Annotated in this window: 22 protein-coding genes and 2 riboswitches; of the genes, 21 read left to right on the top strand and 1 reads right to left on the bottom strand. The window is 35.8% G+C overall.

The genetic code is table 11. The features are described 5' to 3' along the window. The first annotated feature begins 254 nt into the window (after positions 1-254). The 16 genes from ACSVDA_RS02760 to ACSVDA_RS02685 all read left to right on the top strand — a co-directional run bounded on the left by ACSVDA_RS02760 (position 255) and on the right by ACSVDA_RS02685 (position 14,237). Positions 255-608, top strand: coding sequence for an arsenate reductase family protein (locus ACSVDA_RS02760; protein ID WP_485880647.1), 354 nt, complete (start codon positions 255-257; stop codon positions 606-608). 83 nt (positions 609-691) lie between these two features. Next, a complete protein-coding gene (gene gcvH / locus ACSVDA_RS02755; protein WP_214481184.1) occupies positions 692-1,075 on the top strand; it encodes a glycine cleavage system protein GcvH in 384 nt (127 codons plus the stop codon). A 398-nt stretch (positions 1,076-1,473) separates the two neighbouring features. Then, positions 1,474-1,821: a toprim domain-containing protein gene (locus tag ACSVDA_RS02750; protein ID WP_485880888.1), complete on the top strand. Its 348-nt coding sequence runs from the start codon at positions 1,474-1,476 to the stop codon at positions 1,819-1,821. A 14-nt stretch (positions 1,822-1,835) separates the two neighbouring features. Beyond that, on the top strand, positions 1,836-2,141 hold the full coding sequence (locus tag ACSVDA_RS02745; RefSeq protein ID WP_485880645.1) for a thioredoxin family protein: 306 nt from the start codon (positions 1,836-1,838) through the stop codon (positions 2,139-2,141). Positions 2,142-2,685: 544 nt separating this feature from the next. Then, positions 2,686-2,853: a hypothetical protein gene (locus ACSVDA_RS02740; protein WP_485880643.1), complete on the top strand. Its 168-nt coding sequence runs from the start codon at positions 2,686-2,688 to the stop codon at positions 2,851-2,853. A gap of 9 nt (positions 2,854-2,862) precedes the next feature. Continuing rightward, positions 2,863-3,219, top strand: a complete 357-nt coding sequence (locus tag ACSVDA_RS02735) for an SCP2 sterol-binding domain-containing protein (protein ID WP_485880641.1) — start codon at positions 2,863-2,865, stop codon at positions 3,217-3,219. Next, positions 3,212-4,516, top strand: a complete 1,305-nt coding sequence (locus tag ACSVDA_RS02730) for an O-acetylhomoserine aminocarboxypropyltransferase/cysteine synthase family protein (RefSeq protein WP_485880639.1) — start codon at positions 3,212-3,214, stop codon at positions 4,514-4,516. Before ACSVDA_RS02735 ends, ACSVDA_RS02730 begins: the two co-directional genes overlap by 8 nt. A gap of 154 nt (positions 4,517-4,670) precedes the next feature. Next, a riboswitch (SAM riboswitch) is annotated at positions 4,671-4,779 on the top strand. A gap of 442 nt (positions 4,780-5,221) precedes the next feature. Next, positions 5,222-6,247, top strand: a complete 1,026-nt coding sequence (locus tag ACSVDA_RS02725; protein WP_485880638.1) for a methionine ABC transporter ATP-binding protein — start codon at positions 5,222-5,224, stop codon at positions 6,245-6,247. Further along, a complete protein-coding gene (locus ACSVDA_RS02720) occupies positions 6,240-6,908 on the top strand; it encodes a methionine ABC transporter permease (RefSeq protein ID WP_214481081.1) in 669 nt (222 codons plus the stop codon). The genes ACSVDA_RS02725 and ACSVDA_RS02720 overlap by 8 nt, the downstream gene beginning before the upstream one ends. Before the next feature lie 12 nt (positions 6,909-6,920). Continuing rightward, the gene (locus ACSVDA_RS02715) at positions 6,921-7,775 is read left to right on the top strand and encodes a MetQ/NlpA family ABC transporter substrate-binding protein (protein WP_485880636.1); all 855 of its coding nucleotides are present in this window, start codon (positions 6,921-6,923) and stop codon (positions 7,773-7,775) included. 299 nt (positions 7,776-8,074) lie between these two features. Continuing rightward, positions 8,075-8,860, top strand: a complete 786-nt coding sequence (gene sufC, locus ACSVDA_RS02710) for a Fe-S cluster assembly ATPase SufC (protein ID WP_214481079.1) — start codon at positions 8,075-8,077, stop codon at positions 8,858-8,860. A 17-nt stretch (positions 8,861-8,877) separates the two neighbouring features. Next, entirely contained in the window at positions 8,878-10,191 is a 1,314-nt protein-coding gene (gene sufD, locus ACSVDA_RS02705; RefSeq protein WP_485880634.1) for a Fe-S cluster assembly protein SufD, read from the top strand. Next, positions 10,191-11,411, top strand: a complete 1,221-nt coding sequence (locus tag ACSVDA_RS02700) for a cysteine desulfurase (protein WP_320209569.1) — start codon at positions 10,191-10,193, stop codon at positions 11,409-11,411. Before sufD ends, ACSVDA_RS02700 begins: the two co-directional genes overlap by 1 nt. After that, positions 11,401-11,838 carry a Fe-S cluster assembly sulfur transfer protein SufU gene (gene sufU / locus ACSVDA_RS02695; RefSeq protein ID WP_485880632.1) on the top strand — a complete coding sequence of 146 codons (438 nt, stop codon included), beginning with the start codon at positions 11,401-11,403 and terminating at the stop codon, positions 11,836-11,838. The genes ACSVDA_RS02700 and sufU overlap by 11 nt, the downstream gene beginning before the upstream one ends. 67 nt (positions 11,839-11,905) lie before the next feature. Continuing rightward, positions 11,906-13,303, top strand: coding sequence for a Fe-S cluster assembly protein SufB (gene sufB, locus ACSVDA_RS02690; protein WP_214481075.1), 1,398 nt, complete (start codon positions 11,906-11,908; stop codon positions 13,301-13,303). Positions 13,304-13,391: 88 nt separating this feature from the next. Further along, the gene (locus tag ACSVDA_RS02685; RefSeq protein ID WP_485880630.1) at positions 13,392-14,237 is read left to right on the top strand and encodes a DUF72 domain-containing protein; all 846 of its coding nucleotides are present in this window, start codon (positions 13,392-13,394) and stop codon (positions 14,235-14,237) included. 124 nt (positions 14,238-14,361) lie between these two features. Here ACSVDA_RS02685 and ACSVDA_RS02680 read toward each other — a convergent pair whose 3' ends face one another. Next, positions 14,362-14,700 carry a hypothetical protein gene (locus ACSVDA_RS02680; RefSeq protein WP_485880629.1) on the bottom strand — a complete coding sequence of 113 codons (339 nt, stop codon included), beginning with the start codon at positions 14,698-14,700 and terminating at the stop codon, positions 14,362-14,364. 729 nt (positions 14,701-15,429) lie between these two features. On the opposite strand from ACSVDA_RS02680, the gene ACSVDA_RS02675 reads away from it, so the two are divergent. The 5 genes from ACSVDA_RS02675 to ACSVDA_RS02655 all read left to right on the top strand — a co-directional run bounded on the left by ACSVDA_RS02675 (position 15,430) and on the right by ACSVDA_RS02655 (position 20,523). Further along, the gene (locus ACSVDA_RS02675; RefSeq protein ID WP_485880627.1) at positions 15,430-15,966 is read left to right on the top strand and encodes a hypothetical protein; all 537 of its coding nucleotides are present in this window, start codon (positions 15,430-15,432) and stop codon (positions 15,964-15,966) included. A gap of 179 nt (positions 15,967-16,145) precedes the next feature. Continuing rightward, entirely contained in the window at positions 16,146-16,448 is a 303-nt protein-coding gene (locus ACSVDA_RS02670; protein WP_320209560.1) for a YunC family protein, read from the top strand. A gap of 154 nt (positions 16,449-16,602) precedes the next feature. Next, a complete protein-coding gene (locus ACSVDA_RS02665) occupies positions 16,603-17,727 on the top strand; it encodes an HD-GYP domain-containing protein (RefSeq protein WP_485880625.1) in 1,125 nt (374 codons plus the stop codon). Positions 17,728-17,779: 52 nt separating this feature from the next. Next, positions 17,780-18,538: a sporulation protein YunB gene (yunB, locus tag ACSVDA_RS02660; protein WP_485880623.1), complete on the top strand. Its 759-nt coding sequence runs from the start codon at positions 17,780-17,782 to the stop codon at positions 18,536-18,538. 63 nt (positions 18,539-18,601) lie between these two features. Further along, positions 18,602-18,795: riboswitch (Lysine riboswitch) on the top strand. Between the two features lie 126 nt (positions 18,796-18,921). Then, entirely contained in the window at positions 18,922-20,523 is a 1,602-nt protein-coding gene (locus ACSVDA_RS02655; RefSeq protein WP_485880621.1) for a Na+/H+ antiporter NhaC family protein, read from the top strand. Positions 20,524-20,637: the final 114 nt, after the last annotated feature.

Genomic DNA, 20,637 nt, shown 5'->3' with positions numbered 1-20,637 from the left:
CAGGAATCTTAATATGAAAGATTATTTGTACTATCCAATATGGCCTAGTTACTTGCGAAATTAAGAATAATTTTCTCAAGAAGAATTGCAGGAATAACAAAATAAAAGACGAATAAAACTGAGAAGGTAATAACAAGTCAATTCTTGATTATGCATTTAATTAAAAATATGATAATATTCATTTGAAGAGGGGAAATTTGACTAAGTTTCTCGTTTGCAAACCCTCTAAAAAAGTCGTTGGGTGGTGAAATTATATGGTATCTTTTTATTGGTATCCTAAGTGTGGAACATGTCGTAAAGCAAAAAAATGGTTAGATGAACATCATGTTTCTTATGAAGAATTACATATTGTTGATAATCCCCCTACGAGAGAAACAATCGAAGATTTATATCATAAAAGTGGATTGGAACTAAAGAAGTTCTTTAATACGAGCGGGAAAAAGTATCGTGAGCTTGGATTAAAGGATAAGGTCAAAACTGCTTCAGAGGCTGATTTATTAGATATTCTAGCAAGTGATGGCATGTTACTCAAACGTCCTATCGTGACGAATGGAAGTGCTGTGACGGTAGGGTTTAATGAAAAGCAATTTGAAGACACTTGGGGGTAGTCATTGATAATTAGAAGGTACTGTTAAAACGGTCATCTTTTAATATATATAAAATGATTATAAATGTTGGAGGGATTGTTGAAATGAATACACCGAAGGAATTGCGTTATTCTGAAGAACATGAGTGGGTACGTATTGAAGGAGATCAAGTCCGCATAGGAATTACTCATTTTGCTCAATCAGAGCTTGGAGATATTGTTTTCGTTGAATTACCAGAACCGGGTGATGAACTAGAAATCAATGAACCATTTGGCAGTGTTGAATCTGTGAAAACAGTATCTGAGTTATATGCTCCAATTAGTGGCAAAGTATTAGAAGTTAACGAAGACTTAAACGATACGCCTGAGTTCGTAAACGAATCTCCATATGAAAAAGCTTGGATGGTTGTAATCAAGCCTGCAGATATGAGTGAAGTTGAAAGCTTAATGTCAGCTGAACAATATGAGGAAATGACAAAGGAAGATTAAGTCATCTTCACCAAAATAAAGTACGATATTGGGAATGCTTTTTGAAACAGTGGGGTAACAACTCCACTGTTTTTTCATAGACAATATGGCGATTATGGCATAAATAGGCCCTATCATAAGGCTGCTTTAGTATTGTGAAGATATGAGCACTTACACATTTAACATTCGTGGCATCCTTCTACATTTGCGATTTTTGAGATATCATCATACTGGCTTTTATTAGTAAAAAGTTATGTAAAGAGACTTAACAAAAATCTCATAAACTTTATTTGTAAGATGTATTAGGAATCTTTTTTAAGAAGAAAAGATACTGCATGTAGATTCTTAGTTTGAATAATATAATTACTAATGTGAAATTAGTTATGAAGTTCATGAATTGTTCAGCGAGGGTGATGTCGATGGCGATTATTGAGATTAATAAAGTAATTATTGTTGAGGGGAAAACTGATAAAGAGCAAGTAGAAAACGTCTTAAATGAACCAATAGAAATCATCTGTACAAATGGGACGCTAAGTGTAACTAAATTAGATGAAATTATTGATTCAACATTTCATCAAGATGTATTTATTCTTGTTGATGCTGATGAAGCTGGCAATAAGCTCCGTATGCAATTTAAAAGAGAGTTTCCTGAAGCGCAACATATTTATATTGATAAAGTGTATCGTGAAGTTGCAGCTGCTCCGTTACAACATATTGCAGCAGTTTTATTTCGTGCAAATTTTAATGTGAAAAGACAATTTTTATAAGGGGTTTAAGCATTATGCAGCAATGGACAGACCAAATAAACAAGGTTTTACAAGCTTCAGGTTTAAAAGGAGTATATTTCTTTACGCCACTTTGTGGAACGTGTCAATTAGCAGAACGAATGCTTAGTGTTGTAAAAGAAATTGTACCTTTAATAGAGTTTGGTAAAGTGGACGTAAACTATGTTCCTGACCTGGCAGAACGGTACGAAATTCAAAGTGTACCGTGCTTGCTCATATTTAAAAATAATATGGTCATTAAGCGAATCTATGCTTTTCAATCTGTAGACGTATTATATAAGCACTTAAAGGACCTAGATTAACATTTGTTCTCTATTAAAAAAGTATAGTAATGGTGGTGAGAAGGTTATTCTTATTTACAGGCTTTAGAGCCATTTTCCTTGAGGTCACTTATTTAATTATATGAAGGGAAAATACGCCTCAGGTGGCTCTAGCGCTTGTTAGGGAAGATGATGGCCTTTTATCTAGGTCAGCTTCCATACTCCTCCGGCAATTTCAAAAAAACATATTCCGTTGTGGGAAACCCGAAGTTCGTTGAGGGAGTGAACGTCCAGAAAGAGATAGCTCATCATTACTTTTAATTTCTTGAAGGAGTTTGCTTTGAAATATCGAAAATTTTAAAATAATAAAAATATTTCGTTAGCCTTAAGCGTTTACAAAATGTTTAGCGTTACGTGTTGTTTCACGTGTCTATAAGAAAAAACGTGACCTCAATTGCTAAGGTTCAGTTGATAGAGGATGTAATTGTATTTGACTCTTTTGGCTGTCCAGCTAAAGAGCCTATTCAATTTAGATAATTAACACGTTAACTAAATTGAATAGTTTCCTTTATATGGAGCGGTTCCGATGCTTGTAGAAGGTGATCTCAACATTTGCACATTTTCTTATAATCCAAAGGAACGAGGGGAGGGAGATGTTATCGAAAATATATTACTTGTTGTTTGTACTAGGTTGTATGAATCGGTGAAGCACTTCTATACACATGTAGAACAACAGGTCATATGTTTATCGTAACTAAAATGTATGGAACTTAATATACTTCTTAACGAGTTTAATAATAGGTTCGTTCAAAATTCACACTTAAACCTACTTCTACCTAACCATGCAATCATTGTTAATTTTGAATGTAATAAAGAGAAAGTCCAAGTTGTGTTAACAGCACGGGGAATGGAGTTGAGCAAATGGCAACAAAGTCATGCAGACGTTTCATTAGGTGCTGAACCCCAGCAGTTTTACGAATTGTTATCTGGTAAAGAAAAGTTACAAAAATTGATAAATCGACAAAGTATCATTTCCGAAGGGAAATTCAGATACATTCTTTTGCTAGAATCATTATTTGCTTTGAATATTAAAGGAGAAGGGGAAGAAAAAAATGCGTAATGAGAAAGATTATCGTTTAGAAACATTGAGTGTCCATGGAGGATTAGAAGCTGATCCGGTGACAGGTGCAAGAGCAGTACCAATCTATCAATCAAATGCATTCAGGTTCAAGGATACGAGCCATGCTGCTAATTTATTCTCACTCCAAGAAGAAGGATATATTTACTCAAGAATACACAACCCTACTGTAACTGTTTTGGAGGAAAGAGTAGCATTGTTAGAAGGTGGAATTGGTGGGTTAGCATTATCAAGTGGAATGGCTGCTATAACGACTGCGATTCTTAATCTAGCAGGAGCAAATGATGAAATTGTTGCAGCATCTACTTTATATGGTGGAACGTATAATCTATTAGCTAATACTTTGCCGAAATATGGTATCACAACTCACTTCGTTGACCCTTCCAAACCTAAAAATTTTGCAAAGGCCATTTCTTCTAAAACAAAAGCGATATTTGCTGAAACAATTGGTAATCCAAGCTTACACGTATTAGATATTGAGAAGATTGCTTCAATAGCTCACGAAGCTGGAATTCCGCTAATCATTGATAATACATTTGCTACTCCTTATCTATGTAGACCGATTGACTATGGTGCTGATATTGTCATTCATTCTGCTACAAAGTGGCTTTTAGGAAATGGAACGACTTTAGGGGGAATAATCGTTGATGGAGGCAAATTCAATTGGAATTCTGAGAAGTTCCCAGACTTTATAACCCCTGACCCTAGCTACAATAATCTTATATACGCAGAAGCACTTGGAGAAAGTGCATATATCGTCAAAGCTAGGGTGCAATTATTAAGAGATTTAGGTGCTTCATTAAGTCCATTTAATGCTTATCAATTTAACCTTGGCCTAGAAACATTACATGTACGGATGAAAGAACATATTAATAATGCCAGGAAAGTCGTTGAATATTTAGCGAAACACCCTGCTGTAGAGTGGGTTTTGTATCCTGACCATAAAGATCATCCTGCAAAAGAACTTGCTAAAAAATATTTACCAAAAGGTAGTGGGTCCATCGTTGTGTTCGGCATTAAAGGAGGGAGAGAAGCAGGCGCTAAAGTAATTAATCATGTGAAGCTATGGTCGCATGTAGCAAACGTAGGTGACGCTAAAAGCTTGATTATCCATCCAGCAAGTACAACACATCAACAATTAAGTACCGAGGGCTTAAAATCTTCAGGTGTAACAGAAGATTTGATAAGATTGTCAGTTGGAATTGAGAATATTGACGACCTATTAGAAGACTTAGAGCAAGCAATAGAGACAGCGACAGGACTAACTCAAAATAAATAATTAGGGTGAATTGATATGTGTTTTGGATGTAAATTCCATAAAGATATTCATTGACACATATAAATGAGCGTGATAGAATCACAACTATACTTTTTAAAAGAGATTAATTTTGAAATGTAATTTTAAAAATGAATAAGTAAAACATTGATATATACTCTTATCAAGAGAGGTGGAGGGATGTGCCCTATGAAGCCCGGCAACCATCAACGGTGAAGTTGAAATGGTGCCAATTCACACGAAGCGTATGCTTTGATAGATGAGAGAAAGGAATATAATTAAGCCTTTCTGCTCATATGTGCGGAAAGGCTTTTTAATTTTGTTGTTGAGCTATTCTATTAGGTTGATTACGCATTAAATGTTGCTGTTCGTACAAAAATATAAACATGTACTCATTTGGTATTCGTAATATCTTATCTTTTACACATGCTGTTTTCATAATGATTGTTGTAGTTCGTATGAAGAAGTAAACAAATATACAACTATAGTTCATGCCATCTAATCTTTTGAAAATAAACAACAACTATAGTTGCTAAATTGTTAACGATAGAAATAAATTTTACGAAAAGAGCCTTTGATAAAACAATGATAATGGATAAAACGACTATCTAGCTGCTAGAAGAGCTAAATTTGGCAGATCGTTTAGGTTGCAACATAAAACATACTAATCATATACGGATAATATGATTAAGGAAGTAGGTGAGCCTTTTGATAAAACTATCTGGGGTAAAAAAAATATATCAATCTCAAGAAGGAGAAGTAGTTGCTGTAGATAATGTCAATGTGAATATTGCTAAGGGTGAAATATTTGGCATTATTGGTTACAGTGGTGCAGGGAAAAGTACACTCATTCGTTTGTTAAACCAGCTTGAAGCAGCAACAGAAGGAACGATTACGATCAATAATTATAATATGAACTCTATTAAAGGCGATGAATTACGTAAATCACGACAAGAAATTAGTATGATCTTTCAGCATTTTAATTTGCTTTGGTCAAGAACTGTACGGGAGAATATATCATTTCCATTAGAAATTGCTGGCATTCGTAAAAAAGAACGCTTGAAGAGGGTGGATGAGCTAATCAAGCTCGTAGGGTTGGAGGGAAGAGAAAATGCGTATCCTTCACAACTAAGTGGTGGCCAAAAGCAGCGTGTTGGAATAGCTCGCGCTTTAGCAAATCGCCCGAAGGTATTGTTATGTGATGAAGCAACTTCAGCACTTGATCCACAAACAACAGACTCAATTCTTGAACTGCTTGTGGATATTAATAAAAAGCTAGGTCTCACAATTGTGTTAATCACTCATGAAATGCATGTGATTCGTAAAATCTGTCATCGTGTAGCTGTAATGGAAAATGGCAGCATTGTTGAACAAGGTGAAGTTTTATCGGTGTTTCAGCAACCGAAAGCTTCAATAACTAAGAAGTTTGTTAAGCAAATTACAGAACCAGAAGAAGCGACAGAAACAATTGAGCATATTTTAGAAAGCTACCCTGAAGGCAAAGTTATTAAGCTGTTGTTTGTTGGGGATGATGCTGAACAACCTTTAATAGCAGAATTAATCCGTCAGTTTAAAATTGGCATCAATATTATACAAGGAAAGATCTCGCATACACAGCACGGTGCATACGGCACATTGTTTATTCATATGACAGGAACCGCTGAAGAGATAAACCGCTCGATCACATATATAAAGGAAAAACATGTGGCAGTGGAGGTGATACAGCATGGTTAGTCAATTATTTGTAAATGTTAATTGGGAAAAAATGTGGGAAGCAACATTTGAAACGCTATATATGACTGTAACATCGGTGATTGCAACATTTGTTTTTGGTGTTATATTAGGGCTCTTACTTTTTTTAACATCGAAGGACAACCTATTGGAACATAAGCTGATTAATACAATCATCAGCAGTTTTGTAAACATTTTTCGTTCAATACCATTCATAATTTTAATCATTTTATTAATTCCATTAACAAAATTCATGCTTGGGACAATTAGAGGAGCAAATGCCGCTTTACCTGCTCTTGTAATTGGAGCAGCACCTTTCTATGCAAGAATGGTAGAAATTGCATTGCGAGAGATTGATAAAGGTGTTATTGAGGCGGCACGGTCTATGGGGGCGAAAACAAGAACAATCGTTTTCAAGGTGCTGCTACCTGAAGCACTTCCTGCACTCATATCAGGAATTACAGTGACAGCAATTGCTCTAGTTGGTTATACTGCCATGGCTGGAATTATCGGTGCGGGAGGACTTGGGAATTTGGCTTATTTAGAAGGTTTTTCTCGTCGTCATACCGATGTTGTTGTTGTAGCAACCATTTTTATTCTTATTATAGTGTTTATCCTCCAATACATTGGAGATTTTATAACATCAAAAATAGACAAAAGATAGGAGAAGATCATCATGAAAAAAATATTTGCAATCGTAAGTACATTACTCGTAGTTTTTGCTTTGGCAGCATGTGGAACAAGTGAAAAAGAAAGCTCATCAGAAAAGAGTCAAACTAATCAATCTTCAGAAGAGAACAAGCAATTAGTAGTTGGAGCTTCGAATGTACCGCATGCGGAGATTTTAGAACAAGTACAACCGATATTAGCTGACAAGGGAATTGATTTAGTTATAGAAACATATCAAGATTATATTTTACCTAATGAAGATTTAGATAGTGGTGACCTTGATGCTAACTATTTTCAACATATACCATATTTAGAATCGCAAATGGCTGATGTAGGCTATGATTTCGTGAATGCAGGTGGCGTTCATATTGAACCAATCGGAGTATATTCACAAAAATATAGCAGCTTAGATGAATTACCAGAAGGCGCTGTAATTATTATGAGTAATTCAGTGGCTGATCATGGGCGCATTTTAACAATGCTAGAATCACAGGGGTTAATTAAGTTAGCAGATGATGTTGAAAAAGTAGCAGCAACACTTGATGATATTGTAGAAAATCCAAAAAATTTGGAATTTGAAGCTGAAATCGACGCTGCACTATTACCTGAGTTTTATAATAATGACGAAGGTGATGCTATTTTAATCAATACAAACTATGCGATTGATGCTGGATTAAATCCGTTAGATGATGCTATTGCAATTGAAGGCTCTGATTCTCCTTATGTAAATATTATTGCTGTGCGTAGTGGTGATGAAAAAAATAAGGAAATTGTCGAGTTAGTTAACGCTTTGCGTTCAGAAGAAATCCAAAATTATATTATTGAAGAATTTGAAGGAGCAGTTGTCCCTGTTTCGGAATAAGAAATAAGAAGAAAAAACCAGTGATTTCACTGGTTTTTTCTTCTTATTATCGTATAATGAGTTTGATGTGTATTTTGGATGTTTTTTGTTTTTTATGCAAACAATATATGTCGAAGACAATCTTTACTTATCTACATATAATGAAAGAAAATACTTTTTAAACTTTTTTATTTAAAAAGTATAGCTATGGTGTTAAATGGTTGCTAATACTTTTCATTTGTTATAAGATTGTAATGAGAATAAAATGAGAATGAAAGTATTTAAACAAATAGTATAGAAGATAAATTGGAGGTATAGTAATGGCAGCATCAACATTAACAATTAGAGATCTTCATGTTTCTATTGACGGTAAAGAAATTCTAAAAGGGGTAGACCTTGACATAAAAGGTGGAGAAATTCACGCGATTATGGGACCTAATGGTACAGGTAAATCAACCTTATCTGCAGCAATCATGGGTCATCCAAAATATGAAGTAACGCAAGGTAGCATAACACTGGACGGTGAAGATGTGCTGGAAATGGAAGTAGATGAGCGTGCGCGTGCTGGTCTATTCCTTGCTATGCAATACCCAAGTGAAATTAGTGGTGTAACAAACGCAGACTTTTTACGTTCATCTATTAATTCTCGTCGTGAAGAAGGCGATGAAATCTCATTAATGAAGTTTATTCGTAAAATGGATAAGCAAATGGACTTCTTAGAAATGGACCCAGATATGGCACAACGTTACTTAAATGAGGGTTTCTCAGGCGGTGAGAAAAAACGTAATGAAATTTTGCAATTAATGATGCTTGAGCCGAAGATTGCAATTTTAGATGAAATTGACTCAGGTCTAGATATCGATGCGTTAAAAGTTGTTTCCAAAGGTATTAATGAGTTGAGAAGTTCTGAGTTCGGTTGTTTAATTATTACTCACTATCAACGTCTATTAAACTATATTACTCCAGACAAAGTACATGTAATGATGCAAGGCCGTGTTGTTAAATCAGGTGGTCCTGAGCTAGCTCAACGTCTTGAAGCAGAAGGCTATGACTGGATTAAACATGAGCTTGGAATTGAAGATGAAACAGTAGGCCAAGAAGCGTAAGCGTTAGGAGGATGGACATGTCAACAATTGATACGAAACATGCATTCGATCAGGATTATATTAGAGGCTTGTCAAAAGAACTAGGTGAACCTGAATGGTTACTAGATCTCCGCTTACAAGCTCTTGCGAAATATGAAGAGTTACCTCTGCCAAAACCTGATAAAACTAAAATAGATAAATGGAATTTTACTAATTTTAAGAACCACCTAGTAAATAGCGAAAAATATACATCGTTAGACGAACTTTCAAGTGAGGTAAAGGCACTCATTGAAAGTGAAAAAGATGATAAAAGCCTATATATTCAACGTAATAATACTGCTGCATTTTTAACGCTACCACAAGATTTAACAGCGAAGGGTGTTATATTAGCTGATATCCAAACTGCAGCACGTGAACATAGTGATCTTTTACAGAAGTATTATATGAACGATGGAGTAAAGATTGATGAGCACCGACTAACAGCATTACATGGAGCTTTAATGAACGGAGGAGTATTCGTTTACGTTCCGAAAAATGTAGAGGTTGATACACCGATACAGGCTGTATATGTACACGATGATGCGGACGCTACATTAATGAACCATGTGATTATTGTTGCTGAAGATAATAGCTCGGTCACTTATGTAGAGAACTATATTTCTACTACGGAGGTTAATGACGGAGTTGTTAACATTATTACGGAAGTGTTTGCAAACACTAATGCCAAAGTAACGTACGGTGCCGTTGATAATCTAGCACAAGGTGTTACGACTTACGTAAATCGCCGTGGAGTATCTGGTCGAGATGCGAAAATTGAGTGGGCATTAGGCCTGATGAATGATGGAGATACGGTATCGGAAAATATTACCCATCTTATTGGTGATGGATCTTACGGAGATACTAAAACTGTGGTTGTTGGCCGCGGTGAGCAGACTCAAAATTTCACAACGAGTGTAGTGCACCATGGGAAGCATTCTGAAGGTTATATTTTAAAGCATGGTGTTATGAAAGAGGCAGCTTCCTCTATCTTTAATGGCATTGGAAAGATTGAGCATGGGGCTTCAAAATCTAATGCAGAACAAGAATCACGCGTTCTTATGCTTAGTGAAAAAGCACGCGGAGATGCAAACCCGATTCTATTAATTGATGAAGATGATGTTACAGCTGGACACGCTGCATCTGTTGGTCGAGTTGATCCAATTCAACTATATTATTTAATGAGTCGTGGGTTGCCGAAGGAAGAAGCGGAACGTCTCGTTATTCATGGCTTTTTAGCACCTGTTGTTAACGAGCTTCCAATTGATTCGGTTAAAGCACAGTTAGTTGAGGTAATCGAAAGGAAAGTAAAATAATGAATATCCAAGATATTCGTGATATGTTCCCGATTCTAAACCAAGAGGTTAATGGAAACAGCTTAGTTTATCTGGACAGCGCTGCGACTTCACAGAAACCAACATCTGTTATTGAAGCACTTGATCAATATTATCGCCAGTACAATTCTAACGTGCACCGTGGTGTTCATACTTTAGGTACAAAGGCTACAGATGGCTATGAAGGAGCGCGGGAAAAGGTTCGAAAATTTATTAATGCAAAAAGCACTGAGGAAGTTATTTTTACACGCGGTACAACTACTGCACTTAATACAGTTGCAGCTAGTTATGGGCGTGCCAACCTTGCAGAAGGTGATGAAATTGTCATTACCTACATGGAGCACCATAGTAATATTATTCCTTGGCAACAGCTTGCAAAAGCAACTGGAGCGACTTTGAAATACCTACCGTTACAGGAAGACGGCACAATCTCCTTAGAGGATGTAGAAAATACAATAACAGATAACACGAAGATTGTATCGATGGTATACGTTTCCAACGTGTTAGGTACAATAAACCCTATTAAAGAAATTACGAAAATTGCTCATAAGCACGGTGCTGTTATGGTTGTTGACGGAGCCCAAAGTACTCCGCATATGAAAGTAGATGTCCAAGACTTAGACTGTGACTTCTACGCCTTTTCTGCTCATAAAATGTGCGGACCTACAGGAGTAGGAGTATTATACGGAAAAAAACATATACTTGAACATATGGAACCAGTTGAGTTCGGTGGAGAAATGATTGATTTCGTTGACTTATATGAATCCACTTGGAAAGAGCTACCTTGGAAGTTTGAAGGTGGAACACCGATTATTGCAGGTGCGATTGGCTTTGGAGCAGCGATCGATTTTCTTGAAGAAATTGGACTAGATAAGATTGAAGCACATGAACATACATTAGCTCAATATGCTTTACACAGACTATCTGAGGTCGATGGATGTACTATATATGGGCCAAGCAAACGAGCTGGGTTAGTTACGTTTAATGTTGATGATGTACATCCACATGATGTAGCAACGGTATTAGATGCTGATGGAATTGCAGTAAGGGCTGGACACCATTGTGCTCAGCCATTAATGAAATGGTTGAATGTTTCGGCTACTGCACGTGCTAGCTTCTATATATATAATAATGAAGAGGATGTAGATCGTTTTGTATCTTCATTAATTAAAACAAAGGAGTACTTTAGCAATGTCTTTTAATGCCAATCTTGACCAGCTATACCGTCAAGTGATTATGGATCATTACAAAAAACCACGTAATCGAGGTGCTATTGAAGAAGATAGCGTAACAGTGGATATGAATAATCCAACATGTGGTGACCGGATCCATTTAACAATGAAAGTAGAAGATGGAAAAGTTGTTGATGCAAAGTTTGAAGGGGATGGCTGTTCAATTTCAATGTCGTCTGCGTCAATGATGACGCAAGCGATAAAAGGCCAGCCAATTTCAAAGGCAATGGAACTTTCAAAAATCTTCTCAGATATGATGCAAGGCAAAGATTATGACGATGATATCGATTTAGGTGATATTGAAGCTTTACAAGGAGTTTCAAAATTTCCAGCGAGAATAAAATGTGCAACACTTGCATGGAAGGCTATGGAGAAAGGTTTACAAGGGAAAGAGTAACTGTGAGGACATGAAAATGTCCAACTTTCTCATCTGATGAACATTTTGTTAAAGGAGGCTGCGATCAATGGCAAAAAAAATGCCTGAAATAGGTGATTATAAATACGGTTTTGCGGATAAAGATGTGTCAATTTTCCGTTCAAAACGAGGTTTAACAAAAGAGATTGTTGAAGAAATTTCTCGCATGAAGGAAGAGCCACAATGGATGCTCGACTTTCGTTTGAAGTCGCTAGAGCATTTTTATAATCAAGCGATGCCACAATGGGGTGGAGATTTAGCGAGCTTGAATTTTGATGACATCACATATTATGTGAAGCCATCTGAAAAATCTGAGAAATCTTGGGATGAAGTTCCAGACGAAATTAAAACAACTTTTGATAAACTAGGTATTCCTGAAGCAGAACAAAAATATTTAGCTGGAGTATCTGCGCAGTATGAATCTGAAGTCGTTTATCACAATATGAAGGAAGACCTTGAAGATCTTGGAATTGTGTTCAAAGACACTGATTCTGCTCTAAAAGAAAATGAAGATATCTTCAGAGAGCATTGGGGGAAAGTCATTCCACCAACTGATAATAAATTCGCTGCATTAAACTCTGCAGTATGGTCAGGCGGATCGTTTATTTATGTTCCACCTGGAGTTAAGGTAGATACACCTTTACAAGCATATTTCAGAATCAATTCTGAAAATATGGGACAGTTTGAACGTACGCTTATCATTGTTGATGAAGGTGCACACGTTCATTATGTAGAAGGTTGTACGGCACCAGTTTATACAACAAATTCATTACACAGTGCTGTCGTAGAAATTATTATTAAGAAAGATGCATATTGTCGTTATACGACGATTCAGAACTGGGCAAATAATGTCTTTAATCTTGTAACAAAGCGTGCGGTATGTGAAGAAAATGCTACGATGGAATGGATTGATGGTAACATCGGTTCGAAGCTAACAATGAAATACCCAGCAGTTATTTTGAAAGGTGCAGGCGCAAGAGGGATGACATTATCGATTGCGATCGCTGGTAAAGGACAACATCAAGATGCTGGAGCGAAAATGATTCACCTTGCACCTAACACATCGTCAACGATTGTATCTAAATCGATTTCAAAGCAAGGTGGAAAAGTAACTTATCGTGGAATTGTCCATTTTGGTCGTAAAGCAGAAGGATCAAGATCTAACATCGAATGTGATACGTTAATTATGGATAATAAATCTACTTCAGATACAATTCCATATAACGAGATTTTAAATGATAATATATCGTTAGAGCACGAAGCAAAGGTTTCAAAAGTGTCTGAAGAACAGTTATTCTATTTGATGAGTCGTGGTATTTCTGAGCAAGAAGCAACAGAAATGATCGTAATGGGCTTTATCGAACCATTTACTAAAGAGCTCCCAATGGAATACGCTGTTGAAATGAACCGTCTGATCAAATTTGAAATGGAAGGTTCAATCGGATAATTATGTAATCGTTAAAGAACTCACATTTATTTTGTGGGTTCTTTTCTTAATATGTGTTGTTCATCGTTACATTTAATAGGAGGTTATTATGATTTACATCGGTCTTACAGGCTGGGGTGATCACGATAGTTTATATCCAAACAAAGCTTCCTCACGTGATAAGCTACATCATTATAGTGCTCATTTTCCAACCGTAGAGTTAGATGCGTCCTTTTATGCTATTCAGCCACTACATAATATGGAGAAGTGGGCAAATGAAACACCGAACTCCTTTCAATTTATTGTTAAAGCATATCAAGGGATGACCAGGCATTTACGAGGGAAAGTACCATTTAATAACGTAGAAGAGATGTTTAATGACTTTAAAGAATCGTTGATACCTTTAATAGAAAGAAAAAAACTCGCTATGGTACTATTTCAATTTCCGCCTTGGTTTGATTGTAAAAAGGAGCATGTTGAATATTTACGTTATTGCCGTGAAAGGATGCAGGAGATTCCGTGTGCCCTTGAATTTAGGCATCAATCATGGTTTGTTGATCATTACCGACATAAAACGATCCAGTTTATGATTCAAGAAGGTTGGATACATAGTATATGTGACGAACCCCAAGCGGGAGAAGGTTCAATTCCAACGATCCTTAATACAACAAATGAGCAAAAAACACTCGTCCGTTTTCATGGCCGTAATGTCCATGGCTGGAATAAACCTAGTTCTAGTAACTGGCGAGAAATTAGATATTTATACCGATATAATGATGTAGAGCTGAAGCAGTGGATAAAAAACCTACATCTACTAAAGAAGAATTCTGAAAATATATATGTATTGTTTAATAATAATTCTGGTGGAGACGCAGCTGACAACGCCAAGCAGTTAATTTCAATGTTAGAGATACAATATAATGGTTTAGCATCAAAACAGCTGGGTTTATTTTAGAAGCTGAGTTCAACAACCATATATACAGATAACGTAGCTTCCAGGATGGTGAAATAGACTAGCACTATGAAAATTACCCATGAAGGTCATTTTTACTTTCATGGGTAATGTTCGCTATCCCTATTCATTCATCAATTTTCTCGAATAAGGCATACTCATCGTTATTGATTTTTGCAATCATAAGAGTGGGGTCTTCCATGACAGAATAAATGACTGTTCCTTCTTTTAGATGATTAGAAACTAAGTGATTAACAGGGTGGTACTCTTCCTCGATTTGTTTCTCAATTGCACCTACTTTTTCATTAATTGTATACGAGACTGTTACTGATGGTTCGACAAGTAAAAAGCCATCTCCATCTAACGAAAACATAGATCCATAACCACAAAGGTCATAAGAAGCAGCTTGGCTACATCCACTCACGATAAACAATATGCCGAACAGTACCAATATCCCCTTCTTCATTCATATTCCTCCTCTTATATCAGTCGTTATGCTTCTATTCATATTCATGCTTGTACCGTTTCATTCACAAAATAATATTTACAATTGCTAAATGTAGGGATCTTGTTTAAAAAATAAGTTCAATGCTGCAAAAATAAGAGTGATTAAAAAAGATGCCACGACTTGTAATTGTGTACGTGTTTAATTACTTAGTACGACAAACAACAATAGAAGCGCAAGGAGCTTATCGTAAGGCTCTTTTCGAAAACTAAGCTGTGTAATCATTACAAAATATACAGCTACAAAAGGTTTAGTGAGAATATCTACGTTATATAAAAAGAAAAGATGCCACAACTTGTAATTGTGTACCTGTTTTATTACTTAGTACGACAAACAACAATAGAAGCGCAAGGAGCTTATCGTAAGGCTCTTTTCGAAAACTAAGCTGTGCAATCATTACAAAATTTACAGCTATACGAGGTTTAGTGAGAATATCTATGTTTATATAAAAAGAAAAGATGCCACGACATAAATTAAAATACGTGTTTAATTACTTAGTACGATAAACAACAATAGAATCGAAAACACTTTCCGTAAAGGAAAAGAAACGAAAACAGATTATCGACTTGTTTATTTTGTTTAGAGAAAGTCTGAGCCTTTTTCTTGAGAGGTAGGCATTAGCGTAAACATGATGAAGAGAAATATCATACCATGTAGCATAATACAAGATATTAGGAGTGATATTTCAGTATGGTTAAACATATAAGCACTTCCAGCTGTTGTGGTAAGACCGCGAAAGGTGATTGTAATATTAGTATCGAGGATTGTTGTTTATGTGAAATAAACGGTTGTATCGTTCAAGATTGTATAGATCCAAATACAATGATGCCAGTAGTAGATCAATACGAGTGTTCAACATGCGCAGGTGATTGGTGTATTAATATTCAAAATGACTCGATATATTGTGATCCAAATAATCCAGGCTCAAATAATAACCAAATAGAAAACTGTACAATTATCGCAAGATTATTATCACCTACAGGTGATGTAGTTAAAGAAATTAGAGTATTCCCAGGGCAGAAAAAGTCGATTATAGCAAAGAATGTGTGTGCGCTTGAAATACAGGGTGAACAGGCTAGCTTTGTGAATTCATGTGTTGATGGTGCTCCTAACGATGTGTGTGTGAATATAATGCCAAATTCTATACAACCTACATGTAACCAAGTAAGAGGTTCATATGAAGGCACAGTAAGAATGCTTGCTAATCCTCCAGCATGTAACTGTTAACTGTTAACTGTTATTTCGTGGTGGCTAGTTCAGTTTTAAAGAGGTTAATGACGTTCTAATAGTGTATAAAGACTTAATTTCGGTTTGTAACAAGGTTATGCACATTAAAAAAAACATTTATACCGTTGGATTTTTCCTTTTCATGGAGTGATATAAGGGGGAGAGGGGGAGTTTTCGCAATGATAACAATGACACCAATCATAATTGAAAATCAACAATTTACTGCCATTACTGTAAAGCTTCCTAAGACGAATTTCATGGCAGTAACGAATGATAAAGGGTATATAATGTGTGGTGCGCTTGATGTAGCCTTGCTTAATGAAAAGCTTAAAGAAAGAGGAATCATAGCTGGGAGAGCAGTCGGGGTAAGGACAATTGAACAATTACTAGAAGCGCCTTTAGAATCGGTAACACTCGGTGCAGAAAAGTTAGGCATTATAAGTGGCATGAAAGGAAAAGAAGCGCTTTTGAAGATGGAATAGTCTGGTAAACTATATGTTTAGCAGACTATTTTTTAAGTAAATTTTGTTTAATGATTCAGTTTTTGGGAGGAGGGGACTATGTAAACGTTTAAAATAGTGTATACTTTTACATAGGATCTTGAGTATCCATCACTATAATTGTGAGGAGTATTTTATGAGACTAGTATCAGTAGATTCATTACAACAAGGCACGAAATTAGCTAAGCCTATATACAATGATTTTGGACAAACATTGATTAATAATGATATTGAGTTAACTAACCGAATGATTCAACGTTTAAAACAGTTAGGTATAACTTTTGTATACATAAATGATGACCGAACAAATGATATTAACCCAAAACAAGCAATTTCTATCGATTTACGGAAGGAAGCCATAAAAGAAATTGAACATACGTTTTTAGAGGTTAAAAATTCTAAACAATTTTTGAAATCATCAGCATTTAATGAAGCTTCACAACGTTTCAAAAAAATTGTTGATCAATTACTTCAAGAATTAAAGTCAAATAAAGATTTATTCACACTTTTAGCAGACATCTTCTCATATGAACACTATATTTTTACCCACTCGTTAAATGTAACAATGTATTCGCTAGCGATTGGTCTAGAATTGAATTTAACAAATAAAGAATTAGAGACAATTGGTATTGGTGCATTACTTCATGATATTGGGAAATTGATGGTACCTAAGAATATATTACTTAAGCCAGGTAAATTAACAGATGAAGAGTTTGAAGAAGTGAAGAAGCATACGGAATATGGATTTGAGGCACTTCGCAAGATTGATACAATACCATTGGTAGCAGCTCACTGCGCATATCAACATCATGAAAGGCTAGATGGATCTGGATATCCAAGGGGCATAAAAGGAAATGAAATTCACTATCTTGCACGACTCATCGCTGTTGCTGATGTATTTGATGCAGTAGCATCTAATCGCGTATATCGAAAGGCTATGCTTCCCCATGAAGGACTGGAGATTTTATATTCTGGATCTGGAACTCAATTTGAAAAAAATATCGTAGAAGCTTTCCGCAAAGCTGTAGCGATTTACCCAAATGGCTTAGGTGTTGTTTTAAGTGATGGTCGAAAAGGTATTGTGGCAAAACAAAACCCAAATAGTAGTGATCGTCCAATTATTCGTATATTAGAAGAAAAAGGTCAAAATCTCACTTATCCGTATGATATTAATTTAAGTAAAGAGTTGCACATTGTTATCGTTGATTGTGAAACGCGAACATTTACAAGTAATCAGGAGAAATTAATACCAAAATTCTAGCGTTAAATCCCCCTTGTCTGCATACATATAGCTTGTAAGGGGGGATATTGTTTTGTCACTATACAACCGCCGTTTTCGAAAAAAAGGGCCGCTACCCTTTCGGTATGTTTTTTTATTAACGTTTGTTTTTTTTATCTTTTCTACTGCTACTGGTTTATGGATTATTAATAAGGGAATAACACCAACGTTGATGGATGTAGCTGAAAAAGAATCAGAACGAATTGCTACATTAGTCATAAATAATGCAGTAAATAAGCAGATCAAAGAAGGAATGGAGACAGAAGGACTAACTAATAATGTAACTACAGATGAGGATGGCTATATTTATATTACTAACATCGATACTGGAGTTATTAATAGTATATCAGCACAAATAACAAATAGGGTTCAACAAAACCTTGCGAAAGTTCGAAAAGGTAACGTAAATGAATTAGAGGTACCGGATGTAGATATCGAAACAGAAGGTGATGAAGAGGGAAATGGTGTTATCTTCAATATACCACTAGGGCAAGCAACTAATAATGCTTTGTTAGGTAATTTAGGACCGTCCATACCAGTTCTTTTTTATATGGTTGGTAGTGTGAAACCGAATGTAATATATGAAATGGAGCCCTGGGGGATTAACAATGTATTACTAATTGTGAAAGTAGAATTAGAAGTAAATGTGCAGGTGGTCATTCCGTTTGCTACTGAAACAGTTCCAGTAACGACGGATGTCATTTTAGTAAGTAAAGTCTTTCAAGGTAAAGTACCAGATTTTTATAATGGCGGTGGCGATACTCCACCTTCTATTGAGATTCCTATGAATTAAGCTTGTTTTAACTACATTTTATTGATATAATTATTTCAAACTGAATAATTAACCTTATCTGATCGATGAGGTAGAGGATGCAAAAAGTATGATTAGGCTATGTAAGGATGACAACGATGATCATAGCTGAAAGGATTTTTTGCCGAAGTAAAAATAATTTGTCGAAAATATTTTTGCTGGGGTTACCTTGAATAAGGGTAACACTGTCATTATGGAAAGCATCGTTGCATATTTCATAATGGAGGGCTACTGATCGTGATGGAGGATAACATAACATTACAAAGAGTAATGATAGGTTATTTTCTATCATTACTCTTTTTGTGCTTGTTTCATTTTATTTAAATTAGTAGCCCTCCAAAAAAAATTTTTAGGAGGTTATTTAAATGAGTGGAACAATTTATTCGCTAATTCCACCACTGTTGGCAATACTTATGGTTATTGTCACGAGGAGAGTTCTACTATCATTAGGGGTAGGGATTGTGTCTGCTGCTCTACTTCTTCATGAATTCTCTATTACCGAAGCTGGTAAGTCAATGTGGGGTAGTTTCTCAGCAATTTTTGTATCAGACGGAGCTCTTAATACTTGGAATGTGTATATTATTTTCTTTTTACTATTATTAGGATTAATTACTGCATTTATTTCTATTTCAGGTGGTAGTAGAGCTTTCGGAGAGTGGGCATTAAAACGTGTAAAAACTAGAGTAGGGGCACATTTAGTTACTGCATTTTTAGGGATTATAATATTTATTGATGATTATTTTAACAGCTTGGCAGTAGGGCAAGTAAGTAGACCCCTTACAGATCGTCATCGCATCTCTCGGGCAAAGCTAGCTTATTTGATCGATTCGACTTCAGCGCCGATATGTGTAGTATCTCCTGTATCAAGTTGGGGAGCATACATTATCGGTATAATAGGTACGATCCTAGCGGCACATAGTGTTGCAGATATAACACCGTTTGCTGCATTTGTACAAATGATTCCGATGAATTTTTACGTTATCTCAGCGATAGCAATGGTGTTTATAGTTAGCATTTATAATGTTAATTTAGGTGTTATGAAAACGCATGAGCAAAGAGCTATTGATACTGGGAATGTTGTTGACCCAGACAAAAAAGAAGTACCTGGTGAATTGAAAGAAAATTTACCTGTGAGTGACAAAGGCTCAGTTTGGGATTTAGTACTCCCTATTTTAGCTTTAATTGTAGGTGTAGTCGTAGCGATGATTTGGACAGGTTGGGCAAATGTTGCTGAGGGAAATGCTGTTACTGCACTAGCTATATTTGAAAATACAGATGTAACTGGTTCATTGTTATACGGTGGTTTATTCGGTCTGTTAGTTACTTTAATTATGTTTATTAGACAGGCTACGATTTCTCAGAAAATATCTTTTGAATTAATTCCGAAAGGTATTGTTGGAGGGATTAAATCAATGCTTCCTGCAATTTGGATCTTATTATTAGCATGGATGATTGTTGATCTAATTGGCCAATTAGAAACAGGTGTATATTTAGCGGGACTTGTGGAAAGTTCGAACTTAAATATTGGTATGATACCAGTTATTATGTTTCTGCTTGCTGGTATTATGGCGTTTTCTACTGGTACATCATGGGGAACGTTCGGCTTAATGCTTCCAATTGCTGGACAAATTGCAGCTACAGTAGATATAGCAATATTGTTACCAGCTATGTCTGCTGTCTTAGCTGGCTCAGTATTCGGAGACCATTGTTCACCAATTTCAGATACAACGATTTTATCTTCAACAGGAGCTGGAAGTCATCATATTGACCATGTATTGACTCAGCTTCCATATGCTATCATTGCAGCAGTAGTAGCTTCGATAGGATATTTAGTATTAGGATTTACGAATAGTACATTAATAGGGTTAGCTGTTGTACTCTTAATGTTAGTTGGTATATTTATTTTTGCCAAGCAGAAACAAAGTAGTAGTTCTCAGGCTGTAAATGCCGCATACAATAATAAATAGAATTGCAAGTGAGCCAAAAGGATCAGCTTAAGCACTCATTGAAAGTATAAGGGTTAGGTACTCTAATATATTATACAAAATAATGAGTTTTAAGAGCTGATCCTTTCTTTTTAC

The organism is Cytobacillus sp. Hm23 (assembly GCF_051842895.1).
GTDB lineage: Bacteria > Bacillota > Bacilli > Bacillales > SM2101 > Nanhaiella.
The sequence above is the reverse complement of the archived record's forward strand: the minus strand, read 5'-3'. Positions and strand labels throughout refer to the sequence as shown.